The 19,889-nt window shown below is 54.7% G+C and carries 21 protein-coding genes; 4 read left to right on the forward strand and 17 right to left on the reverse strand.

The window, feature by feature from the left end; genetic code table 11:
• Positions 1-4: 4 nt before the first annotated feature.
• Entirely contained in the window at positions 5-784 is a 780-nt protein-coding gene (gene bioH / locus ON072_RS13660; RefSeq protein ID WP_093981653.1) for a pimeloyl-ACP methyl ester esterase BioH, read from the reverse strand.
• Between the two features lie 226 nt (positions 785-1,010).
• Between bioH and ON072_RS13665 the strand changes: the two genes are divergently transcribed.
• The gene (locus ON072_RS13665; RefSeq protein WP_232785987.1) at positions 1,011-1,547 is read left to right on the forward strand and encodes a ComF family protein; all 537 of its coding nucleotides are present in this window, start codon (positions 1,011-1,013) and stop codon (positions 1,545-1,547) included.
• A 195-nt stretch (positions 1,548-1,742) separates the two neighbouring features.
• Positions 1,743-2,321 (forward strand): Fe-S biogenesis protein NfuA, encoded by a 579-nt coding sequence (gene nfuA, locus ON072_RS13670; protein ID WP_028780834.1) that lies wholly within the window; start codon positions 1,743-1,745, stop codon positions 2,319-2,321.
• A gap of 56 nt (positions 2,322-2,377) precedes the next feature.
• Here nfuA and ON072_RS13675 read toward each other — a convergent pair whose 3' ends face one another.
• Complete coding sequence (locus tag ON072_RS13675) at positions 2,378-3,718, reverse strand: MATE family efflux transporter (protein WP_144224322.1); 1,341 nt, start codon at positions 3,716-3,718, stop codon at positions 2,378-2,380.
• Positions 3,719-3,737: 19 nt separating this feature from the next.
• On the opposite strand from ON072_RS13675, the gene ON072_RS13680 reads away from it, so the two are divergent.
• The gene (locus ON072_RS13680) at positions 3,738-4,793 is read left to right on the forward strand and encodes a polysaccharide deacetylase family protein (protein WP_028780836.1); all 1,056 of its coding nucleotides are present in this window, start codon (positions 3,738-3,740) and stop codon (positions 4,791-4,793) included.
• Here ON072_RS13680 and ON072_RS13685 read toward each other — a convergent pair.
• The 12 genes from ON072_RS13685 to ON072_RS13740 all read right to left on the reverse strand — a co-directional run bounded on the left by ON072_RS13685 (position 4,783) and on the right by ON072_RS13740 (position 16,639).
• The gene (locus tag ON072_RS13685; protein WP_274626071.1) at positions 4,783-5,802 is read right to left on the reverse strand and encodes a protein-glutamate methylesterase/protein-glutamine glutaminase; all 1,020 of its coding nucleotides are present in this window, start codon (positions 5,800-5,802) and stop codon (positions 4,783-4,785) included. The two genes, ON072_RS13680 and ON072_RS13685, sit on opposite strands and share 11 nt — an antisense overlap.
• A 2-nt stretch (positions 5,803-5,804) precedes the next feature.
• Entirely contained in the window at positions 5,805-6,677 is an 873-nt protein-coding gene (locus tag ON072_RS13690; protein WP_315903439.1) for a CheR family methyltransferase, read from the reverse strand.
• A gap of 10 nt (positions 6,678-6,687) precedes the next feature.
• Positions 6,688-9,273, reverse strand: a complete 2,586-nt coding sequence (locus tag ON072_RS13695) for a methyl-accepting chemotaxis protein (protein WP_261753255.1) — start codon at positions 9,271-9,273, stop codon at positions 6,688-6,690.
• An 18-nt stretch (positions 9,274-9,291) separates the two neighbouring features.
• Complete coding sequence (locus ON072_RS13700; RefSeq protein WP_025888185.1) at positions 9,292-9,843, reverse strand: chemotaxis protein CheW; 552 nt, start codon at positions 9,841-9,843, stop codon at positions 9,292-9,294.
• A gap of 12 nt (positions 9,844-9,855) precedes the next feature.
• Positions 9,856-11,961, reverse strand: coding sequence for a chemotaxis protein CheA (locus ON072_RS13705; protein ID WP_261753257.1), 2,106 nt, complete (start codon positions 11,959-11,961; stop codon positions 9,856-9,858).
• Positions 11,962-11,982: 21 nt separating this feature from the next.
• Entirely contained in the window at positions 11,983-12,345 is a 363-nt protein-coding gene (locus tag ON072_RS13710; RefSeq protein WP_025010825.1) for a response regulator, read from the reverse strand.
• Positions 12,323-12,640, reverse strand: a complete 318-nt coding sequence (locus tag ON072_RS13715; RefSeq protein ID WP_025010824.1) for an STAS domain-containing protein — start codon at positions 12,638-12,640, stop codon at positions 12,323-12,325. The genes ON072_RS13710 and ON072_RS13715 overlap by 23 nt, the downstream gene beginning before the upstream one ends.
• A gap of 105 nt (positions 12,641-12,745) precedes the next feature.
• On the reverse strand, positions 12,746-13,393 hold the full coding sequence (locus ON072_RS13720; RefSeq protein ID WP_028780841.1) for an SCO family protein: 648 nt from the start codon (positions 13,391-13,393) through the stop codon (positions 12,746-12,748).
• 3 nt (positions 13,394-13,396) lie between these two features.
• Positions 13,397-14,302 carry a heme o synthase gene (cyoE, locus tag ON072_RS13725; RefSeq protein ID WP_028780842.1) on the reverse strand — a complete coding sequence of 302 codons (906 nt, stop codon included), beginning with the start codon at positions 14,300-14,302 and terminating at the stop codon, positions 13,397-13,399.
• A 13-nt stretch (positions 14,303-14,315) separates the two neighbouring features.
• Positions 14,316-15,299: a COX15/CtaA family protein gene (locus ON072_RS13730; protein ID WP_144133261.1), complete on the reverse strand. Its 984-nt coding sequence runs from the start codon at positions 15,297-15,299 to the stop codon at positions 14,316-14,318.
• On the reverse strand, positions 15,299-15,841 hold the full coding sequence (locus ON072_RS13735; protein ID WP_054745309.1) for a hypothetical protein: 543 nt from the start codon (positions 15,839-15,841) through the stop codon (positions 15,299-15,301). The genes ON072_RS13730 and ON072_RS13735 overlap by 1 nt, the downstream gene beginning before the upstream one ends.
• A 51-nt stretch (positions 15,842-15,892) precedes the next feature.
• Positions 15,893-16,639 (reverse strand): SURF1 family protein, encoded by a 747-nt coding sequence (locus ON072_RS13740; protein ID WP_144133262.1) that lies wholly within the window; start codon positions 16,637-16,639, stop codon positions 15,893-15,895.
• Between ON072_RS13740 and ON072_RS13745 the strand changes: the two genes are divergently transcribed.
• The gene (locus ON072_RS13745; RefSeq protein ID WP_025888192.1) at positions 16,611-16,829 is read left to right on the forward strand and encodes a DUF2909 family protein; all 219 of its coding nucleotides are present in this window, start codon (positions 16,611-16,613) and stop codon (positions 16,827-16,829) included. The two genes, ON072_RS13740 and ON072_RS13745, sit on opposite strands and share 29 nt — an antisense overlap.
• On the opposite strand, the gene ON072_RS13750 is transcribed toward ON072_RS13745, so the two are convergent.
• The 3 genes from ON072_RS13750 to ctaD are packed head-to-tail and all read right to left on the reverse strand — an operon-like array spanning position 16,826 to position 19,873.
• Entirely contained in the window at positions 16,826-17,701 is an 876-nt protein-coding gene (locus ON072_RS13750) for a cytochrome c oxidase subunit 3 (RefSeq protein ID WP_025010818.1), read from the reverse strand. The genes ON072_RS13745 and ON072_RS13750 overlap by 4 nt on opposite strands.
• On the reverse strand, positions 17,698-18,261 hold the full coding sequence (locus ON072_RS13755) for a cytochrome c oxidase assembly protein (protein WP_101058667.1): 564 nt from the start codon (positions 18,259-18,261) through the stop codon (positions 17,698-17,700). Before ON072_RS13755 ends, ON072_RS13750 begins: the two co-directional genes overlap by 4 nt.
• A gap of 1 nt (position 18,262) precedes the next feature.
• Positions 18,263-19,873, reverse strand: a complete 1,611-nt coding sequence (gene ctaD / locus ON072_RS13760) for a cytochrome c oxidase subunit I (protein WP_025010816.1) — start codon at positions 19,871-19,873, stop codon at positions 18,263-18,265.
• Positions 19,874-19,889: the final 16 nt, after the last annotated feature.

The raw sequence follows: 19,889 nt of genomic DNA on the forward strand, positions 1-19,889 counted from the left end.
TCAATCAGGGCAAGGAATTAAAGTCTTTCTCTGTTAGCCAGCTATTTAGCCCCTGAATAAACTCCTGAGGATGGGAAATAAAGGGGGCGTGTGATGCCTTGGCCAGCAGTAAATCTGTGGTTGATGCGTTACCCGGCAATAGGTTAGCGACTCTTCTGGGCACCAGCCCATCCAGCCTGCCCCAAACCCTGAGCCAGGGAAGGGCGAGCCGTTCCAGTCCGGGGCGCAGATCCACTTTGGCCAACATCTCCAAACCCTGCGCAAGAGCCTGTTCATTGGCTAGCGGCCGCGCCAGAACCAGCTCGCGAATGGTGCGAATATCGTCGCGGGCGCTATCACTGCCCATGGCCTGGATTGCCAGAAACCTTTCTATGGTTCGCTGCAGATCCTGTTGCAGTTGCTCGGCAAACTGAGTCAGCACATTAGGTGCTATTCCAGGCCATTGGTTATCGCTCCTGGCCATAAAGCAAGGAGAGGAGGCGACAGTGATAAGCCCGGCAACTCGTTCTGGAAAGCGCTGAGCTACTCGGGTGGCAACCAGGCCACCAAGCGACCAACCCAACCATACTGCCTGCTCTGGCAGAGCTGCCACCAGAGCGTCCACCCAGTCGTCAAGTTCCCCGTCAATGGCCTGGCTAAAACCAAATCCCGGCAGGTCGACACTGTGGACTCTATACTGAGACAAGCCAGGCAGCAGGGGATGAAAAACGGCACTGTTGACGCCCCAACCGTGGAGCAAGATCAGATCCCGTCCCTGTCCCTGGCTTTCGATATGCAGACTCACTGAAACACCTCATGGAAGACTTGTTATGTGGAGCCCTCTATTGGCAGGATGCCGGGCCCTATTGGCCGCCAGTTTACCCAACCGTTGCCTACTGTGTCACCAGCAGATCCCGTCAGCCAGTCAGGGTTTGTGTGCCTGCTGTCTTGCGGCCACCTGCTACCGACAACCTATTTGCCTCGGCTGTGGCCGGGAGTTGACCGTCATTGCACGCTTTTGTGGTTCCTGCATGAAACACAGTCCTATCCCTGTTGTGGCCCCGGCCAGCTATCACTCGGCATTGGGGCCGCTTGTCGGCCGAGTCAAATACCAGCAGGATTTCGCCCCTCTACCCGCACTGGTTAGGGCCTTGTCTTGCAGGGTAAAGGCATTGACGGCAGCCGGACTTATCTGTTGGCCACAGGCCTTGGTGCCTGTTCCTTTGCATCCGGCGAGGCTGCAACAGCGGGGCTTCAATCAGGCGTGGGTGATTGCATCTATGCTGAGCCAAGAGTTGGCGCTGCCGCTGGAGGATTCTTTGTTGCTGCGGATAGCGGATACTGCGCCACAGGCCGGCCTCAGTGGTAAGGCCCGCAGGCGTAATCTGGCCAAGGCGTTTGCCGTGAGCGGGGCACCAAAGTGGCAACGATTGGTGTTGGTGGATGACGTGGTGACGACAGGCACCACTATCCGGGAAGCCGCCAAGGCTTTGGCTCCCTGGTCGCCGGATGTTCAGGTTTGGTGTTTGGCCAGAGCCGAAGCGCCTGGGTTGAACCATAGCTCCTGAGCGGTTACAGGCGGTAAGTATGGTGCCAACTAAAGATCAAGAGCCGGCCTGGAATTGTGGAAGATAAAATCGAGATCCCGACAACAAAAAACTCAGCTCTATCGCTTTCGGGACTACAAAGCGCATGACAGTCGGAGTATGATAGCCCTAATTCTTACTAATTTACTCAGGTTTACCCTGACGGAGCAGGTTGTCATGATTACCATTTCCGAAGCAGCTCAGGCGCACTTTGTTAAACTCCTGGATGGTCAGCCGGAAGGCACTCATATTCGGGTCTTTGTTATCAGCCCTGGGACTCCTCAGGCTGAATGTGGCGTTTCATATTGCCCACCGGATGCGGTTGAAGCCGACGATATCGAGCTGGAATTTAATGGCTTTAAGGCCATGGTCGATGAAAAGAGCGCTCCTTTCCTGGAAGAAGCCAGCATTGATCTGGTGGCCGATCAGTTAGGTTCACAACTGACTCTGAAAGCGCCCAATGCCAAGATGCGTAAAGTGTCTGACGATGCTCCGCTGACCGAACGCTTGGAGTATATGATCCAGGCCGAGATCAACCCCCAGCTGGCTAGCCACGGCGGTCACATCATGCTGGTGGAGATCACAGATGACGGCGTGGCGGTACTGCAGTTCGGCGGTGGTTGTAACGGTTGCTCCATGGTCGATGTGACCCTGAAAGACGGCATCGAGACTCAGTTGCTGGAGCGTTTCCCCGGCGAATTGACCGGTGTTCGTGATGTAACAGATCACCAGCATGGCGACCATTCTTACCAGTAATACTGGTACAGGTTCCAAAGAAAAGGACAGTTCAACACTGTCCTTTTTTATTGCCATCAGGCAGGAATAAATTGCCGCCGACGCCAGAGGAAGTGCAGCCCCAGGCTCAGGCTACGCGCCAGCATAAAGGCGCTCATGGCGGCCCATAGAGCATGGTTACCCAAGGGTTGCAACATGAACCAGACCGGGAAAAATACTGCCAAACTGGCGAAAATCATGCTGTTACGCATCACTTTACCCTTGGTGGCACCAATATAGACACCGTCAAATAGATAGGAAGCAAATGCCAGCAGCGGCAGGGCGATAAGCCATGGCAGGTAGATCAATGCGACCTGACGCACCTCGGGAATATTGGTCAGCATGCCGATGAGCTGCTCACCGAAAATCCAGAAACAGCCGCTGAACCCCAGCGCTATGATGGCCGACCAACTAAAGGCCAGGGAAACCGCCTGTTTGAGCGCGTCCAGGTGTTTTTGACCCGTGGTGCGGCCCACTTCGGCCTCGGCATAGTAGGCGATGCCATCCAGGGCGTAGGAGATCAGCAGCAACATATTCAATAACACGGCATTGGCCGCGACAGTTTCATCGCCGAGCCCGGCACCCTTGAAGGTCATAAAGGCGAAGGTGGCCTGCAAACACAAGCTGCGGATAAAGATATCCAGGTTCAGGCTCAAGAGGCGACCAAAGTCGCGGGGATGTAACTGCCCGAGCAGCTCAGCAATAGGCGGCACATTGAACAGTTTTAACTGGCGCAACACCATGGTGCAGGCTACTGCGCAAGCGGTCATATCGGCGATGACGGATGCCAGGGCCGCGCCTTCTACGCCCCAACCCAAACCTATAACAAACAGCAGATCCAGAGCTATATTGGCACAGTTGGCGATGATCAACTGCCACATGGCGGCCTTGGGTTGCTGACGGCCCAGCAACCAGCCAAGTAGAGCCAGGTTCAGCAATGCAAACGGGGCCGACCAGATACGAATGGAAAAGTAGCTCGCGGCGTAGTGACTGACCTGCTCACTGGCATCGGATAAACTGGCAGCCAGGCTGAGTATCGGCCCTTGCAACAACAGAGCCATCAAGCCGAGGAAAAGTGCCAGCGCGCCGGCCTGCATCAACAGCTGCAGTTGCCGAGGCTTGTCATCGGCGCCATAGGCTTGGGCAACCATGCCCGTGGTGGCCATACGCAGAAACCCTAGCAACCAGAACAGCAGTGTTATAATGGTCGAACCAACGGCGACGCCCCCGAGATAATAGGCGTCACTCAAGTGCCCTATGACAGCCGTATCCACCAGACCCAGTAGCGGCACAGTTATGTTGGACAGTATCATTGGAAGCGCCAACGCAAACAGCTGGCGGTTTTTTTGCCTGTCGAACAGGCCAATGCTGGTGGTCATAATTTCTCAGAGGTTAATGATGTTGAAAAAGCTGTGCTTTTTGCTCTGCAGTTGTCTTGGGCTAATAAGTTCACCCGTCCTGGCGGCAGTCATTCTACAGTATCACCATGTTTCTGACAGCTCGCCGGCCAGTACCAGTGTGACTCCGGCCCAGTTTCGGGAGCAGATGCAGTATCTGGCGGATCATGATTTCAATGTGGTGCCGCTGACCCAAGTAATAGAGGCGATTCGTCAGTCCAAAACGCTGGCACCGAGAACGGTTGCCATCACCTTCGATGACGGTTACCTCAGCATTGCCGAGGCCGCTCACCCAATACTGAAAGAGTTTGGCTTTCCCTACACACTGTTTGTGGCGATAGAGCCGATAGAAAAGGGTTACCGTGAGATGATGAGCTGGGAGCAGCTCAGAACACTGGTGGCAGAAGGCGCCGAGATTGCCAACCACAGTTGGGGGCATGAGCATCTGATCCGCCGCAATGCCACCGAAACCGAGGAGCAGTGGCTGGCGCGAATCGAAGCCAACCTGCTTGAGACCGAGGCCCGAATTGCCAAAGAAACCGGCGACAACCTGAAGATACTCGCCTATCCCTACGGCGAATATAACAGCCAGTTGGAGGCCTTGTTGCAGCGTCTTGGGTTTGTTGGCTTGGGGCAGCAGTCCGGTGCGGCAGGCCCTCACTCTGCTTTGACCTCTTTGCCGCGTTTCCCCGTGGCTGGCGCCTATGCCGATATGAATGCTCTCAAGGTGAAACTGCATAGCCTGAATATGCCGGTGCAGGCCATCTCCCCCAGTAACCCTGAGTTACCTATGGGTCAGTGGCGGCCCGAACTTGAGGTGACTCTGGACATGAGCGATATCAATCAGTCGCAGCTCATGTGTTATGTACAGGGGCAGGGCGCCAAGAAACCTCAATGGTTGTCGGCGAATCGTTTCCGTATTCAGGCTGAACTGGACTTGCCTCCGGGGCGATCCAGATACAACTGTACCGCCCCCAGCAAACGTCACGGCAGCTATTATTGGTTTTCCCAGGCATGGGTTAGGCCAAAGGATGACGGCAGCTGGGTCAAGGAGTAGTCAGTAATTTCAACAGCCTGGCCGGGATATTCGCCAGTGGCAACTGCTCGTTGCAGGCATTGAGTGCCACTGCCGAGCCAGGCATTCCCCAAACCACGGAACTGGACTCATCCTGGGCTATGGTGTGGGCTCCCGCTTGATGCATTTTCAGCAGGCCGGCCGCACCGTCTTTACCCATGCCCGTGAGTATCACCCCTATCGCCGACTTAGCGGCAATCTCGGCAATGCTGTTGAACAGCACATCCACCGAGGGCTTATGGCGGTTGACGGTTTCTGTGTCCAGCAGTCTGGTGTAGATATGGGCCCCACGGCGCTCGAGTACCAAGTGGGCATGGCCCGGTGCCAGATAGGCAACGCCCTGACTCAATCTTTCCCCACCCTGAGCCTCTATCACTTCCATTCTGGCGTGTTGGTTGAGGCGGCGGGCAAATGAAGCGCTGAAGGCCGCGGGAATATGCTGGGCTATGACTATGGGGGGGGTATTGGCCGGCAGCGGTGCCACTACCCGTTGAATGGCCTCAGTACCGCCGGTGGAAGCGCCTATGGCTATGATGCGGTTCTTGAGTTTGGCATCACCATTCAGTGGCGCAGTGCTGCCTTGTTGAGGGGGGACATGGCTGGCGGCAGCCAGATGCACCTTATCGATCAGCTCTTGCTGATAGTCCAGAAGCCTGTTGGTCAAGTCCTGTTTAGGCTTGGCGATAAAGTCGACCGCCCCGAGGGACAAGGCTTCCAGGGTCACGTCGGCGCCGCGCTCGGTCAAGGACGACACCATCACTACAGGCATGGGTCTTAGGCGCATCAAGTTGCGCAGAAAGGCCAGGCCATCCATCTTGGGCATTTCCACATCCAGGGTCAGTACATCCGGCTGCAGCGCTTTAATCATCTCTCTGGCTTCGTAGGGGTCCTCGGCGCAGCCGACGACATCAATGTCTTGGGCTTGGCTGAGCATATGACTCAGCAACTGGCGTACCAGTGCCGAGTCGTCAACAATCAGAACTTTTACCATGATCAGTATGGCTCCTTGCTTCCTGAGACATGGGACAGTCGCGGCAGAGTCGAATCCTGATGCCGCAGGCGATAAGTGGTTTGAGCGACGGTTTCAAACTCACGGGAGATATTGGTCAGGCTTTCTGAGTGACCGATAAATAACACACCATCATCGGCCAGGAGTTTTCTGAAACCGGCCACTATCTTCTGCTTGGTGCTCTGGTCGAAATAGATCAGCACATTACGGCAGAAGATGGCATCGAATGGGCCCTGCATCGGCCAGGGCTCCAGTAAGTTGAGCTGCTTGAAGAAGAGTAACTTTTTGATATGGTTGCTAATACTAAACTCTTCCGCTGCGCCTTGCAGATAGTGGTGCCATCGTTCAGGGATGGCCTCCATTCCGGCCAGGGGATAAACTCCGGCTTCGGCTCTGGCCAACACATTGGTATCGAGATCGGTTGCCAATATTTTCAGGTCCCAACCCGAGGCGGCTGGAAAGTGCTCTGCCAAGGTCATGGCTATGCTGTAGGGCTCTTCACCGCTGGAACAGGCTGCCGACCAAACTCTCAGCCTGCGTTGCTTGCGCTGCTGCCAATAGGGCACCAGCTCGGTTTCCAGAAAGTTGAAGTGGTGCCGCTCACGGAAAAAGGAGGTCAGATTGGTGGTCAACGCGTTGATAAATGGCGCCAGTTCCAGAGGGTCGCTTTGCAGCTTGAGGCAGTATTCCCCGAAGTTGGCCAGCCGCAACAATCGCAGCCGGCGGCTGAGCCTGGAATACACCATATGGCGCTTGCGCTCGGGTAACACTATCCCTGTGTGTTGGTAGGCCAGCTCGCGGATGATGCCGAAATCCGCGGCTGTCATCGGGAATGCCTTCTCTTCATTGAAGCTCAATCAGTATCTCCTAGAACTCGCTCCACTCTTCTGAACTGACACGGATCTTGGGGGACTTATCCCCGGCGATCAGGGTCAGGGGCTTGCCGGCGCCCTTTTCCAGATTGGCGGTATTGAAGAAGCCCAATTGACGCTTCATGCTTCTGGCCTGTTCGGCCATGGCATCTCCTGCTGCCGAGACCTGTTCCACCAGGGCGGCATTTTGCTGAGTCATTTCATCCATCTGTGATACAGCCTTATTGACCTCCTGGATCCCAACCGACTGCTGCTCTGCGGCTATGCTGATCTGGTTGATCATGCCGGCTACCTTGGACACGGCTTGCACTATCTCCTGCAGGGTTTCACCGGATTGATTGACCAACTGAGTGCCATCTGTGACCTTGTTGACGCTGTCGCGGATCAGCTCCTTGATCTCTTTGGCGGCACCGGCGCTGCGCTGTGCCAGGTTACGTACCTCTCCGGCCACTACGGCAAAACCACGGCCCTGTTCTCCGGCTCTGGCAGCCTCGACCGCAGCATTCAGCGCCAGCAGGTTGGTCTGAAAGGCGATTTCATCTATCACGCTGATGATGTCGGCAATGCGTTTGCTCGAGGTGTTGATCTCCTCCATGGCGCTGACTGCCTGTTTGACTACCTTGCCACCTTCGCCTGCCTTCTCGCTGGCCTCCTGAGCTAAGTTGTTGGCCAGAGTGGCATTTTCGGCGCTTTGCTTCACAGTGGCTGTCATCTCTTCCATGCTGGAGGCGGTTTGCTCCAGGGAGGCGGCCTGCTCTTCGGTACGCTGGCTAAGATCGGCGTTGCCCTGAGCTATCTCTTCGGCTCCTGAGGTGACGGTATTGGCCGAGTCATTGATGCCCCCAATCACTTCGGTCAACTTACTGATGGTGGCATTGGCATCTTGCTGCAGCTTGGCAAACTGACCCTGATATTCGCCGTCAAGTTTTCGATCCAGTTGCCCCTTGGCCAGGCCATCGAAGATATCGGCGATTTTGGAGATGACATTGTCGGCGATGCCTACCAAGCGGTTGAGGCCGTTGGATAGATTAAGGAAGAAGCCTTCCTTGTTGTGAATATCCAGGCGGCGGCTCAGGTCGCCGTCGTTGGCCGCCGTGATAATGGCGTCAATCTCCTGCTCTATGGCCACTTCATTGGTACGGTCGGCCCACTCAACCACAGTGCCAATTCGTCCCTGTTCCGGGTCCAGTATCGGGTTGGCTATGATTCTGAAGGTACGGCCGCCAACTTGCAGCTGGCTGTCGTAGGTCTCGGTCAATCCGGCGAGAATACTGCGCTGGTGGCTGGGGACCTTGTGGAAACCATCGATATTTTGTCCCAGCAGTTTGCTGGCATTGAACTTGGGCAGGTCGCGGAGAATATCTTTCTCGGCTGCCTGAAACATCTGCTGTACAGCTTGGTTGAGGTAGATGATATTGCCGTCGTTATCCGCCACCATGGTATTTGAACTGACATTATCCAATGCCTGACGAATGCGGGCATTTTCGGCCGCCAGTTGTTTTTCCTGCTGCTCTCTGGCCAGGCTGGCGGTGATATCCTGCCACTCCACTACTGTGCCGGTACGCTTGCCCTGCTCAAATACCGGGGTGGCAATCAGGTTGAATGTCAGCCCGGCTACCTTGATGCGGGTGTTATAGCTGTCGGTGAGCTGGTCCAGCAATTGTCGCTGATGCTCAGGATGGCGATGGAAGATATCGATATTGCTGCCAATCAGCTTGCTCATGTTGAAGGCCTGCAACTCCTGTTGCAGCTTTTGCTCATTGCCGGCCAGCATTTCATTCAATGAGTCGTTCAAGTAGATGATGTTGTAGTCGGTATCGGCGACCATCACATTGGCCTGGCAGACATTGAGAGCCTGCTTGATGCGGGTGTTCTCTGTAGCGCTTTGCAGCTCCAATTGTTGTTTGCTAAGGGCTTCGGTGAGATCCTGCCATTCGACCACAGTGGCAATACGCTGCTTGTTTTCGTCGAATACCGGCGAAGCTATCAGGCTGAAGGTGCGGCGACCTACCTTGATCTGAGTCGAGTAAACCTGCTCCAAGCCGGCGATCAATTTCCTTTGATGCTCAGGGTTGCGGTGGAAAACATCCATATTGGCGCCCTGCAGCTTGTCGGCCTGGAATTTGGGCAATACCTCTTGAATGTCGGCCTCGGCGTCCTGCATGGTTTGTTGCAGCGAGTGGTTGAAGTAGAGAATGTCACCGGCCGGATTGGCCACCATCACATTGGCCTGGCAGATATCCAGCGCCTTGAGAATGGCTTGCTGCTGTTGCTGGCTCTGACGCCAACGGTTGAGCTCGTCCAGCAGTGGCTTCCAGCCCGGCAGATCAAGCTCGGCAAACTGCTGCGTGCCGTCTTTCAGCAACCTCTGCAGTTGGTTGATGGCGCTATCCAGGGTGCCTTTGTGCTTGAGTGAGTGCAATAGCCCAAGCAGTATGCAAACCAGGGTGACGCCCTGCAGAATAATAATGATATTGGGATCCTGGCCTAGCAGCATGAGCGCCATTACGGCGATGCCCGTGATTAAGCCAAGCAGATTCCAGGGATTACTGTTGATTATGTTGGCATTAGCGGCATCCATTCTTCTTTCCTTGATGTCTTAAAGGTTGGCAGCCTGAGGCTGTTCCAAGTCCAGTTGCTGCAGCAAACTGGAAAGTTGTGATGCATCCGGCAGCACTTCATTACCGAGTAACATATTGATATTCAATAGTATGACCATCTTATCGGCCACACAGGTGAGCCCATGGATGAAACGCATGTCCGTGTCCTGGCCAAAATCGGGCGCACTGCGGATCTCGCTCTGGGTGATACTGAAAACATCGGAAACGGCATCCACCACTATGCCCATCACCTTGTGCTGTTTATCCAGGCGCACTTTCAGCACTATCACTACTGTGGTTGGGCCATATGCCAGGGTCTTGATACCGAACCTTTGACGCAGATCTATGATGGGGACTATGGTGCCGCGCAGATTGATCACCCCTTTGACATGGGGCGGCGCATTGGGAATAACCGTGGTTGCTTCCCAGCCACGGATCTCCTGCACCGAGAGAATATCGACGCCATATTCCTCATCAGCCATCATAAAGGTGAGGTATTGCTGTGATTGATCTTCCGCAGCTGCCGATGTTGCAGGGTTGGATTCTGTCATTGCGCTTCCCTTCTAGGCTGCATGTTCCTGAGTTTGATTGAGGCCAGACATGGTCACGAGTCCGGGAATATCCACTATCAGCGCCACCCGGCCGTCACCGAGAATGGTGGCACCGGACACCCCGGGCACTTTGGCGTAGTTGTCTTCCAGACTCTTGATCACCACTTGTTGCTGCGCCAGCAACTCATCGACCAGCAGGCCGACTTTTTGGTTGTTGTTGTCCACCACCATCACCAGCCCCTCTTTGACCTCTTTGGCCTGAGCCTGGTGATTGAACTCCTGATAAACGCGGATGACCGGCAGGTACTCGTCTCGCAGGCGGATCACTTCGTGCTCTTCAGACAGCTTGTTGACCTTGCTGCTTTCCACTTGCAGCGACTCATAGATGGAGACCAACGGCACCACATAAGTATGCTCGCCAACCCTCACCAACTGGCCGTCGAGAATGGCCAGGGTCAAAGGCAAGCGAATGGTAAAACGGCTACCCTTGCCGGGCACCGAGGCCAGCTCTACACTGCCGCTGAGTGCTTGAATGTTGCGTCTGACCACATCCATACCCACGCCCCGGCCAGAGAGGTCGGAGACGCTGTCGGCGGTAGAAAAGCCGGGTTTAAAGATGAGTTGCTGAATCGCCTCTGTGCTGAGTTCCTCTTCAGCGCCGACCAAGCCTTTATCTCTGGCCTTGGCGAGAATTCTGCCGGTATCCAATCCGGCGCCGTCGTCGGTTATTTCTATGACGATATTGCCGCCTTGATGGAAGGCGTTGAGGGTGATCCTGCCGGTTTCCGGTTTACCCTTGGCACTGCGCACGGCAGGGGATTCAATGCCGTGATCCAAGGAGTTACGTACCAGATGCACCATGGGGTCGACAATTTTCTCCATCACTGTCTTGTCCAGCTCTGTCTCCTCGCCTTTGAGGATCAGCTCGACCTTCTTGCCCAGCTGCTGACCTATATCGCGTACCAAGCGGGGAAAACGGTTGAAGGCGAAGCTGATAGGCAGCATGCGGATCTGCATCACGCTTTCCTGCAGATCCCGGGTGTGATTGGCCAATTGCTCCAACCCCTGTTGCAGTGACAGCAGAGCGTTATCGTCGATGCGTTCCTGTTGGCCTATCTGCCCCAGCATAGCCTGGGTGATCACCAGCTCACCCACCATATTGATCAGCATGTCTATCTTGTCGGTGCTGACCCGGATAGAACTGGTTTCCGCCGTTTTGGCAACAGCCTTGCCGGACTCCACTTTGGCTGTGGTGGCTGCGACCTGTGTTTCTTGGGAGGCTGGGGCAGAAGTCGAGATAGGGGCTTGTTCCTGCGGTGAGACACCTTCGACAAGCTGTGCCTTGGCGGGTAACTGCTGATAATGGATTTCACAGTCGTCCTCGACCCACTCAAACACCTCTTTTATCCGCTCAAGTGGCGCCTCTGTGTCGAGTTGCAGCTGCCAATACAGACGGCAGGATTCGGGGTCCAGGTCTTCAAACTCAGGCAGTTCCTGCGCTGGCAGGCTGACCTTTAGCTCACCCAGCTCGGCGAGTTCGTTGAACATCAAAATGGGGTCGTTGCCGCATCTGAGAATGTCGGCGCCGGCATGGAAATCTATCTGCCAGCTGAGCCCAATATCTTTGGTTTCAGACTCTTTGGTTTCAGAATCTTTGGTTTCTGATACTTTGGCTGCTGACTTTTCATTGCTTTGGCTGGCGTTATCCGGCGCATCTTCGACCCCGGCAACTGCGGACAGCTCCTGATTGAAGCGGTTTTCCAGCTCTTGTTGCTGGGGTGATTCAAAGCTTTGACCTGCCATCAAGGCCTGCAGCATGTTGCGCAGCAGATCCACCGACAAGAGCAACATATCCTGATGATTGGCGGTCATTTCCCGGCGGCCATCACGGATTTCATCCAACAGGGTTTCCAGCAAGTGGGTGAATCCGGCGACCTGGTTGAAACCAAAAGTGGCGCTGCCTCCCTTAATCGAATGGGCGGCACGAAAAATGGTATTTATGGTTTCCGGATCCGGTTGCTGCACGTTCAGTTTCAGCAGCTCAGATTCCATGACCTCCAGGCCTTCGAGGCTTTCTTCAAAGAACACCTGGGTGAATTGGCTCAGATCTATGTCCATATATCCGCTCCTTGCCGGAGGCTAACCCAATACTTTGCGAACCGTGGCCAACAGCTGATCCGGGTTGAAGGGTTTGACTATCCAACCGGTGGCTCCGGCGGCTCGTCCCTGTTGCTTCTTGTCTGTGGTCGACTCTGTGGTCAGCATCAACATGGGCACAAACTTGTAGTTGGGCAGCTCGCGCAAGTTACGTATCAGCTCGATACCATCCATAATTGGCATGTTGACGTCCGATATCACCAGGTCAAACTCTCTGCCTTGGGCTACTTTCAACGCTTCCTCGCCATTGTTGGCTTCGGTCACGTCGAAACCTGCTGTCTTGAGAGTAAAGCTCACCATTTGCCGCATGGAGGCTGAATCATCAACTGCGAGGATTGTCTTCATTGAGCGTTTCCTTTTCAAAATCCGAATCGAGTGTCGGGATCCTGATACCCAGGCGCGTCAGTTGAGCGATAAAGGCGGGTTGAGCCTGTTGCCATGACAGTTTCAACCCTCGCTTGTCGCAACTCAGAGCAAACAGGTACAGCAACTGGGCGCCGGCAGTATCCACCTTGTGCAACTCACCGGCATCCAGGATCAATTCATCGACCCGATGCAAGAGCTCCAATAGTTTTTGGTAGAGTGGCTGAATATTGCGAATGCTTATTTCTGAACCCAGTGCCAGTGTGTCGATGGACATAGTGCTTCCCTGTTTTCCCAACACACAAAAGATAGTCGGCAAATTTCACTTCTGCCTCTTTTCAAAAGAAAAAATGGTATATGAATGACTAGGCTCTTTAGGGGGTTAGTGAGGCCCTTGATACTGAGTAACCAGAGTGCGAAAGTCGGCCAGCAGTTCATCGTTGCGGATTTGCGGCAGTTGTCCGGGTGTCTGTGAACTGGGCTTGATGGTGGCGTAGCGGCGGCCGTCGGGCGAGATCAGGATTAAAGAGGCGCTGTGATCCACTTGGTAGTCAGGGCCATCGCCGACCAGTGAATACACCAGGCCCAGATCGCGGCTGAAGGGCAGTAATGCCGGGTGCTCGGCCCGCAAACCTATGAACTCGGGATTAAAGAAGGCCAGGTAATCCTTGAGTTTGCTTTGGCTGTCTCGCTCAGGGTCGACACTGAGCAGTATCACCTGTATTGGTGCCACTTGTGCCAGTTTCGGGTAGACGGCACTGAGTTTGCCAAGGGTGGTGGGACATACGTCCGGGCAGGAGGTGTAACCGGCGAAAATCAGACTCCATTTCTGTTTTAGCTTGTCATTATCGAATTGATGACCGTTTTGGTCCTGCAACTCAAAAGGTTGCAGAGGCCTTGGGGTTTCATATTGAAAGCTGGTTTGTAGTGCCTGCGGCGGCTGAGACGAAGGTCGGTGAAACAGCTGCACACTGGCCAAACCGCCAAGACCTATGAGCAAAATACCCGCCACCAAGATGCGTTTCTTCATGATTCAACTCCAGAGGTAATGATCCACAAGCAGGGCAATAAACAGCAGCATTAGCTGATAGATGGAGAAACGGAACACGGCCATCGCCAGCCCGGGGCGGTCGGCAAACTTGAGTTGCCAGGCCTTGTAGATAAACAGGCAACTGAGAATGGTGGAAGCCAGCAGATAGACGGGGCCACTCAAGCCAACCAAAACCGGCAATAAGCAGGCGATGGCCAGCAGTAGGGTGTAGAGCAGAATACAGGTCTTGGTAAATTCCACCCCGTGAGTCACAGGCAGCATGGGGATATCCACCTTGGCATACTCTTTTTGACGGTGAATGGCCAAGGCCCAGAAATGAGGTGGAGTCCAGGTGAAAATAATGATCACCAACAGCCAGGCGTGGCCGTGAAAGTCATTGGTTACCGCCGTCCAACCCAGCAGTGGCGGCATGGCACCGGCAAGGCCACCTATCACGATATTTTGGGGGGTTGCCCGCTTTAAATAGGCGGTATAGATAAGGGCGTAGCCAATCAGGCTGGCACAGGTCAACCAGGCGGTGAGTGGATTCACCAGCCAATAGAGTAGGGTAAAGCCCGCCAATCCAAGCAAGACGGCAAAGCTCAAGGCTCGGCTCACGCTCACTCGTCCCTTGGGTAAGGGGCGGTTATAAGTGCGGGCCATCAGGCCATCAATGCGTCGATCGATAAGGTGATTCAAGGCGGCCGCCGAGCCCGCCATCATGGCAATTCCCATTAGCCCGGCAAGCAAGGGCTGTAGGGGGACGGCACCGGGCAACGCCAGGCACATGCCCACCAGGACGGTGAGCAGCATCAGCGCCACCACCTTGGGCTTGGTCATTTCCAGGTAATCGCGCCAGGAGATCTCTGTGCGGGTCGCATCCTGGGCTATGGAGAGTAGTTTGGCCATAAACAGTCCCTCTTCAGGCTTTACGCCAAAGCGCATAGTTGATGAATACCAAAGTCAGCAGCAGCAGGGCTGCGCCGCCGTTATGGGCAACCGCCACCGGCAGCGGCAGATGCAGCAATACGTTGGCCAGGCCCAATGACAGCTGTAATCCCAGCACTAAGGTGAGTCCCAGAGCCGAGCGTTTCAGCATGCTCGAGTCGGCTCTGCGCCAGAGCATGAATGCCAGGGTAAGTACCACTATCGCGGTCAGCAGGGCACCTATTCGGTGGGCAATATGTATGGTCATCCGGGTGTGATAATCCAATACGCCGAACTCAAAGCTGGGATGCTGACCCTGAAAAGGAGAGAAGGCATCTGCCAGACGTAGGTTGCTGCTCCAGTCACCTTCGCAGATAGGCAACTCTGTGCAGGCCAGGGCGGCGTAGTTGGAGGAGGTCCAGCCGCCAAGCATAATTTGCAGTACCACAATGGCCAGCGCCACCATGGCCAAAGGCGCCAAGGTGCGGGCTTTGGGATCGCCATCCGGGATTTGCAGCGGCCGGAGCCTGAGATACAGCAGCAGCAACAGCGAAAACAGGGTGAATCCCCCGAGCAGGTGAGACATGACCACGACGGGCATCAGTTTCATGGTCACAGTCCACATTCCCAGCAGCGCTTGAAATACGATCAGGGCAGCGATCAGTCCCGGCAGCTTCTTCGGGGTTGTGTTGCCACGCCAACTCTGGATCAAAATAAGTAATACCAGAATCCCCAGCGAGCCGGCCACATATCTGTGGATCATCTCCAGCCAGGCTTTCTTGGGTTCTATTTCTTGTCCCGGAAAGTGGCGTTCGACATGAGCCAATTCATGGGCCTGAGAAGGCACCTTGATATGGCCATAGCAACCGGGCCAGTCGGGGCAGCCAAGGCCGGCATCCGACAGCCGGGTGTAGGCGCCCAACAGGATTACCGTCAGAGTGCAGATGAGGGTCATCTTCAGTAGCAAGTTCAGTTTCATCAGCCCACCCTCGAGAGTTTCAACAGCTTGCGCAGGTCGCTGACCAAGGCCTTGCCCTGTAGGAGTTGGCTCTGGTGATCCACTACCCCCGGATAGGCCAACACCCAAGCGCCCAGAGGGTCGACTATCACCAACATCTGCTGCTGTAATGGATTCTCGGCGGTCAGAGGTTTATCCAGAGTGACTCGATGAAAGTCGTTGTTTAGCGGAGCTTCCGTGTCGCTTTCCCGGTTAACGAAAATCAGGGTGTCGACCCTGTCCATCTCGGCGCCCAGCGCCGTATGGCTCTGCTGCAATATGTAGAGTCGTTCCTGGCATAGTTCATCGCAGTTGGACGGTATCAGGTATAGGACTTGCCAACGGCCGGGAAGCGGGTTGTCGAGTCCAAGTTGCTGATAACCCAGATTAGTCGGCAGCAACTGGCCCTTATTGGTGGCCCCACCTTGATATAGCTCGAAGCTCAGTACCAGTTTTGCCAGTATCACAGGCAGGGCAAAGGCCAGCAGTAGTATCAAGAGTGGTCTTTGGGTTCGGGAGTTCATCCTGGCTCCTCTTGCTGTAATTGGGCGTTCTGAATTCAGCTCGCCCTATGGTTAGTGTCGATTCAGTTTCCAGCGCCACCAGACAAGCAGTAACAACAGGGCGGCAGCCATGGAAAACCACTGCAGGGCATAACCCAAGTGTTTTTCAGCCGGCATGGGCAATGGCTGCCAGGGTCTTGGCAAGTCCACACCTTCCAGCTGAACCGGCTGCAACACGGCCGGAATCAGTTTGTGCCCAAGCAAGTGTTCGAGCTGCGGCCAGTTGAGATTCTGTATTCGCTTGGGCCAACCGGCTTCGGCCAAGAGCTCCTGGCTCAGTGGGTTACTGCCCTTTTGCCACAATCGGCCTTCGAGGGTGAGGTGTGGCGGTAATGGCAATATCTCTGGCAGTTCACTGCGTTTTTCTGGAGCTGGGATAAACCCCAGCTCCAGCAATAACCAGGGTTGCTCCGGCTCAACTTGCAGAGGTTGCAGCAACAGGTAGCCCACTCGTCCTTGGTACACCTGGTTGTCCAGCAGCAATTGCTTACCGCTCAATACATTGGCACTCAGCTGCAGTTTCTGCCCTGTGAGCCGGCTGCCAGGGTCTTGCCTCAGCAGAGCTGAAAAACTGCTTGGCCCCGCATCTGCTTTGGCAGCAATCTCCTGAGCCAATAGTTGCTTTTCTTCAGCGCGCTGCAGTTGCCAGAATCCCAGCTTGACCATGAGTAGAAACAGCCCCAAAGTAAATAACAGTGCAAGGTAACGCCCCCAAGGGATGGGAGAGTGAATGTCAGTCAGTTTTTTCTTTAAAGTCATATTGGTACTGCTACTGCTGTTCATCATTTTCAACCTTGGTCGAGCCCTGTGGATCATGGTGCGCGGCGATTCATCTGTTCCCATGAGCCGTTTTCTTGGCCGCCGGGTGCTTTTTTCGGCGCTGGTGGTTATTTTGTTGCTGCTGGCATTGGCGCTGGGGATTATTTCCCCCAATCCCCGGCCTTACTAAAGCACGTACACAAAAACAAACAGGCATAGCCACACCACGTCGACAAAGTGCCAATACCAGCTGCCGGCCTGAAAGGCAAAGTGACGCTCAGCGCTGAAGTGCCCCTTTAAAACCCTGAAAAACAGCACCAACAGGAATAGCGTGCCCAGAGTCACATGCATACCGTGGAAACCTGTCAACAGGAAGAAGGTGTTGCCATAGACACCGGACTGCAGCGTCAGCCCCAGCTCAGTGTAGGCATGGACATATTCCTCTCCCTGCAAGATTAGAAAGGCCAGTCCCAGCAAGATGGTGAGTCCAAGCCAGAGGGTTAAGGCGGTGCGTTTGCCTTTCTCTAACCCCAGGTGGGCAAAGTGCAGGGTAATAGAGGAGGTGAGCAGAATAATGGTATTGAAAAGAGGTAAACCATTCCAACCCATGGCTTGGGTTTCAGTGCCGTTCGGGGTTTTCAGTAAGGGCCAGCCTGCGCTGAATCCAGGCCAGAGCACTTCGTTGGTCATGGCATTGTTGGATGCGCCACCCAACCAAGGCACGGCCACCATACGGGCATAGAAGAGGGCGCCGAAAAAGGCCGCAAAGAACATCACCTCAGAGAAGATGAACCAACTCATTCCCTGACGAAATGACCTGTCCATCTGTGGCGAATAGAGACCACTCATGGATTCATGGATCACGTTTCTGAACCAGCCAATCAGCATGAACAGAATGACGGCAATCCCTGCCAGCAGTACATAACTGCCATGGCCACCGTCAGACTTGAGCTGGGATACATAAGTACCGGCACCATAGGCGATAAGGAAAAGCCCCAATGCGCCGACAATCGGCCAGGCGCTTTGAGCCGGAACATAATAGTGTTCATGTTTACTGGTCATTTCGCTGCTCCTTGCTCCAGGGCATCGGATATCTGTCTATCCGTGATGTCATAGAGGGTGTAAGAGAGGGTCAGAGTGCTGATGGAGTCCGGCAGGTCCGGATCCACGTAAAACACCAGCGGCAGCTCGGCACTGGCATCGGCAGCCAGCGGCTGCTGATTGAAACAGAAGCACTCGGTTTTATTGAAGTAGGCGGCGCCTTGTCCCGGTGAAACGGAAGGGATCGCCTGACCTATCTTGTATTGGTGTGACAGGTTGCGGGCCAGAAAGCGGGTATGGGTCAACTGGCCGGGATGCACCTTGATACGGGTCACTTCCGGCTTGAATTCCCACGGCATTCCCTTGGCCACCTGAGAGATAAACTCCACAGTGACCAAGCGGCTGTTATCCACTTGGGCACTATAAGTGGCGGCGCTGGTGTTGGTCTTGCCATTGATCCCCAACTGCTGACAAAGCACATCATAGAGCGGCACCAGGGCAAAGCCGAAGCCGAACATGGCTACGGCGCCAAGTAGCAGCAGGTGTACCAGTTTACGGTTGTCGGGGCGGGAGTCTGTCATATCACTTAATCTCCGGCGGAGTGCTGAAGGTGTGATAAGGCGCCGGACTTGGGAGTGTCCACTCAAGCCCCTGGGCTCCTTCCCAAGGTTTGGCCGGAGCCTGGGCGCCACCACGAATACACTTGATCACCAGTACCAGAAATATCAGCTGTGACAGGCCAAAGGCAAAACCGCCAATGGAGACAATCTGATTGACATCGGCAAACTGCACCGAGTAGTCGGGGATGCGTCTGGGCATACCGGCCAGCCCGAGGAAATGCATCGGGAAGAACAACACATTGACCGAAATGACCGAGCACCAGAAATGCCACTTGGCCAAGGTCTCGCTGTACATATGCCCGGTCCACTTGGGTAGCCAGTAATAGGCGGCGGCCATGATGGAGAAGATGGCGCCGGTGACCAGCACATAATGAAAATGGGCAACCACAAAGTAAGTGTCATGGTATTGGAAGTCGGCTGGGGTGATTGCCAACATCAGGCCGGAGAAGCCGCCTATGGTGAAGAGAATAATAAAGGCACAGGCGAACATCATAGGGGCTTCAAAGCTGATGGATCCCCGCCACATGGTGGCAACCCAGTTGAATACCTTGACCCCGGTTGGCACGGCAATCAGCATGGTGCAGTACATAAAGAAGAGTTCGGCAAAGACAGGCATACCTGTGGTGAACATGTGGTGTGCCCACACCAGGAAGGAGAGGATTGCGATGCTGGCGGTGGCGTAGACCATTGAGGCGTAGCCAAACAAAGGTTTGCGACTGAATGCCGGAATGATGGCCGAGATGATGCCGAATGACGGCAAGATCATTATGTACACCTCGGGGTGGCCGAAGAACCAGAAAATATGCTGGAACATCACAGGATCTCCGCCGCCGGCGGCATCGAAGAAGCTGGTGCCGAAGAATTTGTCTGTGAGTACCATGGTCACGGCACCAGCCAATACCGGCATAACGGCTATCAGAAGGAATGCGGTGATAAGCCAGGTCCAGACGAACAGGGGCAGCTTCATCCAGTTCATGCCAGGTGCGCGCAGATTCACTATGGTGACTATCACGTTGATCGCTCCCATGATTGAGCTTATCCCCATGATATGTATTGAAAAAACAAACAAGGCTGTGCTGTCGGCACTATAAGTGGTCGACAATGGGGCATAGAAGGTCCAGCCAAAATTGGGGCCGCCACCTTCCATAAACAATGAGCTAAGCAGGATTAAGAAGGCGAAGGGCAAAATCCAGAAGCTCCAGTTGTTCATCCGCGGCAGCGCCATATCCGGCGCACCTATCATCATGGGGATCAACCAGTTGGCCAGACCGGTAAAGGCCGGCATCACGGCGCCAAAAACCATGATAAGGCCATGAACTGTGGTCATTTGGTTAAAGAAGTTGGGCTCGACCAGTTGCAATCCGGGCTGGAATAATTCAGCACGGATCACCATGGCCATGGCGCCCCCTATCAGGAACATGATGAAGCTGAACCAGAGATAGAGTGTGCCTATGTCTTTATGGTTGGTGGTCAGCAACCAGCGCATGATCCCCTTGGGGGCGTGATGATGCTGGTGTTCCTGTTCAGCGATTTCCTGAACGCCGGCTTCGGCATCTTGACTGAATGAGTTCATCTTCTCCCCCTACTGC

The sequence above is a fragment of the Shewanella sp. K8 genome, from assembly GCF_028823715.1.
GTDB classification, from domain to species: Bacteria; Pseudomonadota; Gammaproteobacteria; order Enterobacterales; family Shewanellaceae; genus Shewanella; species Shewanella algae.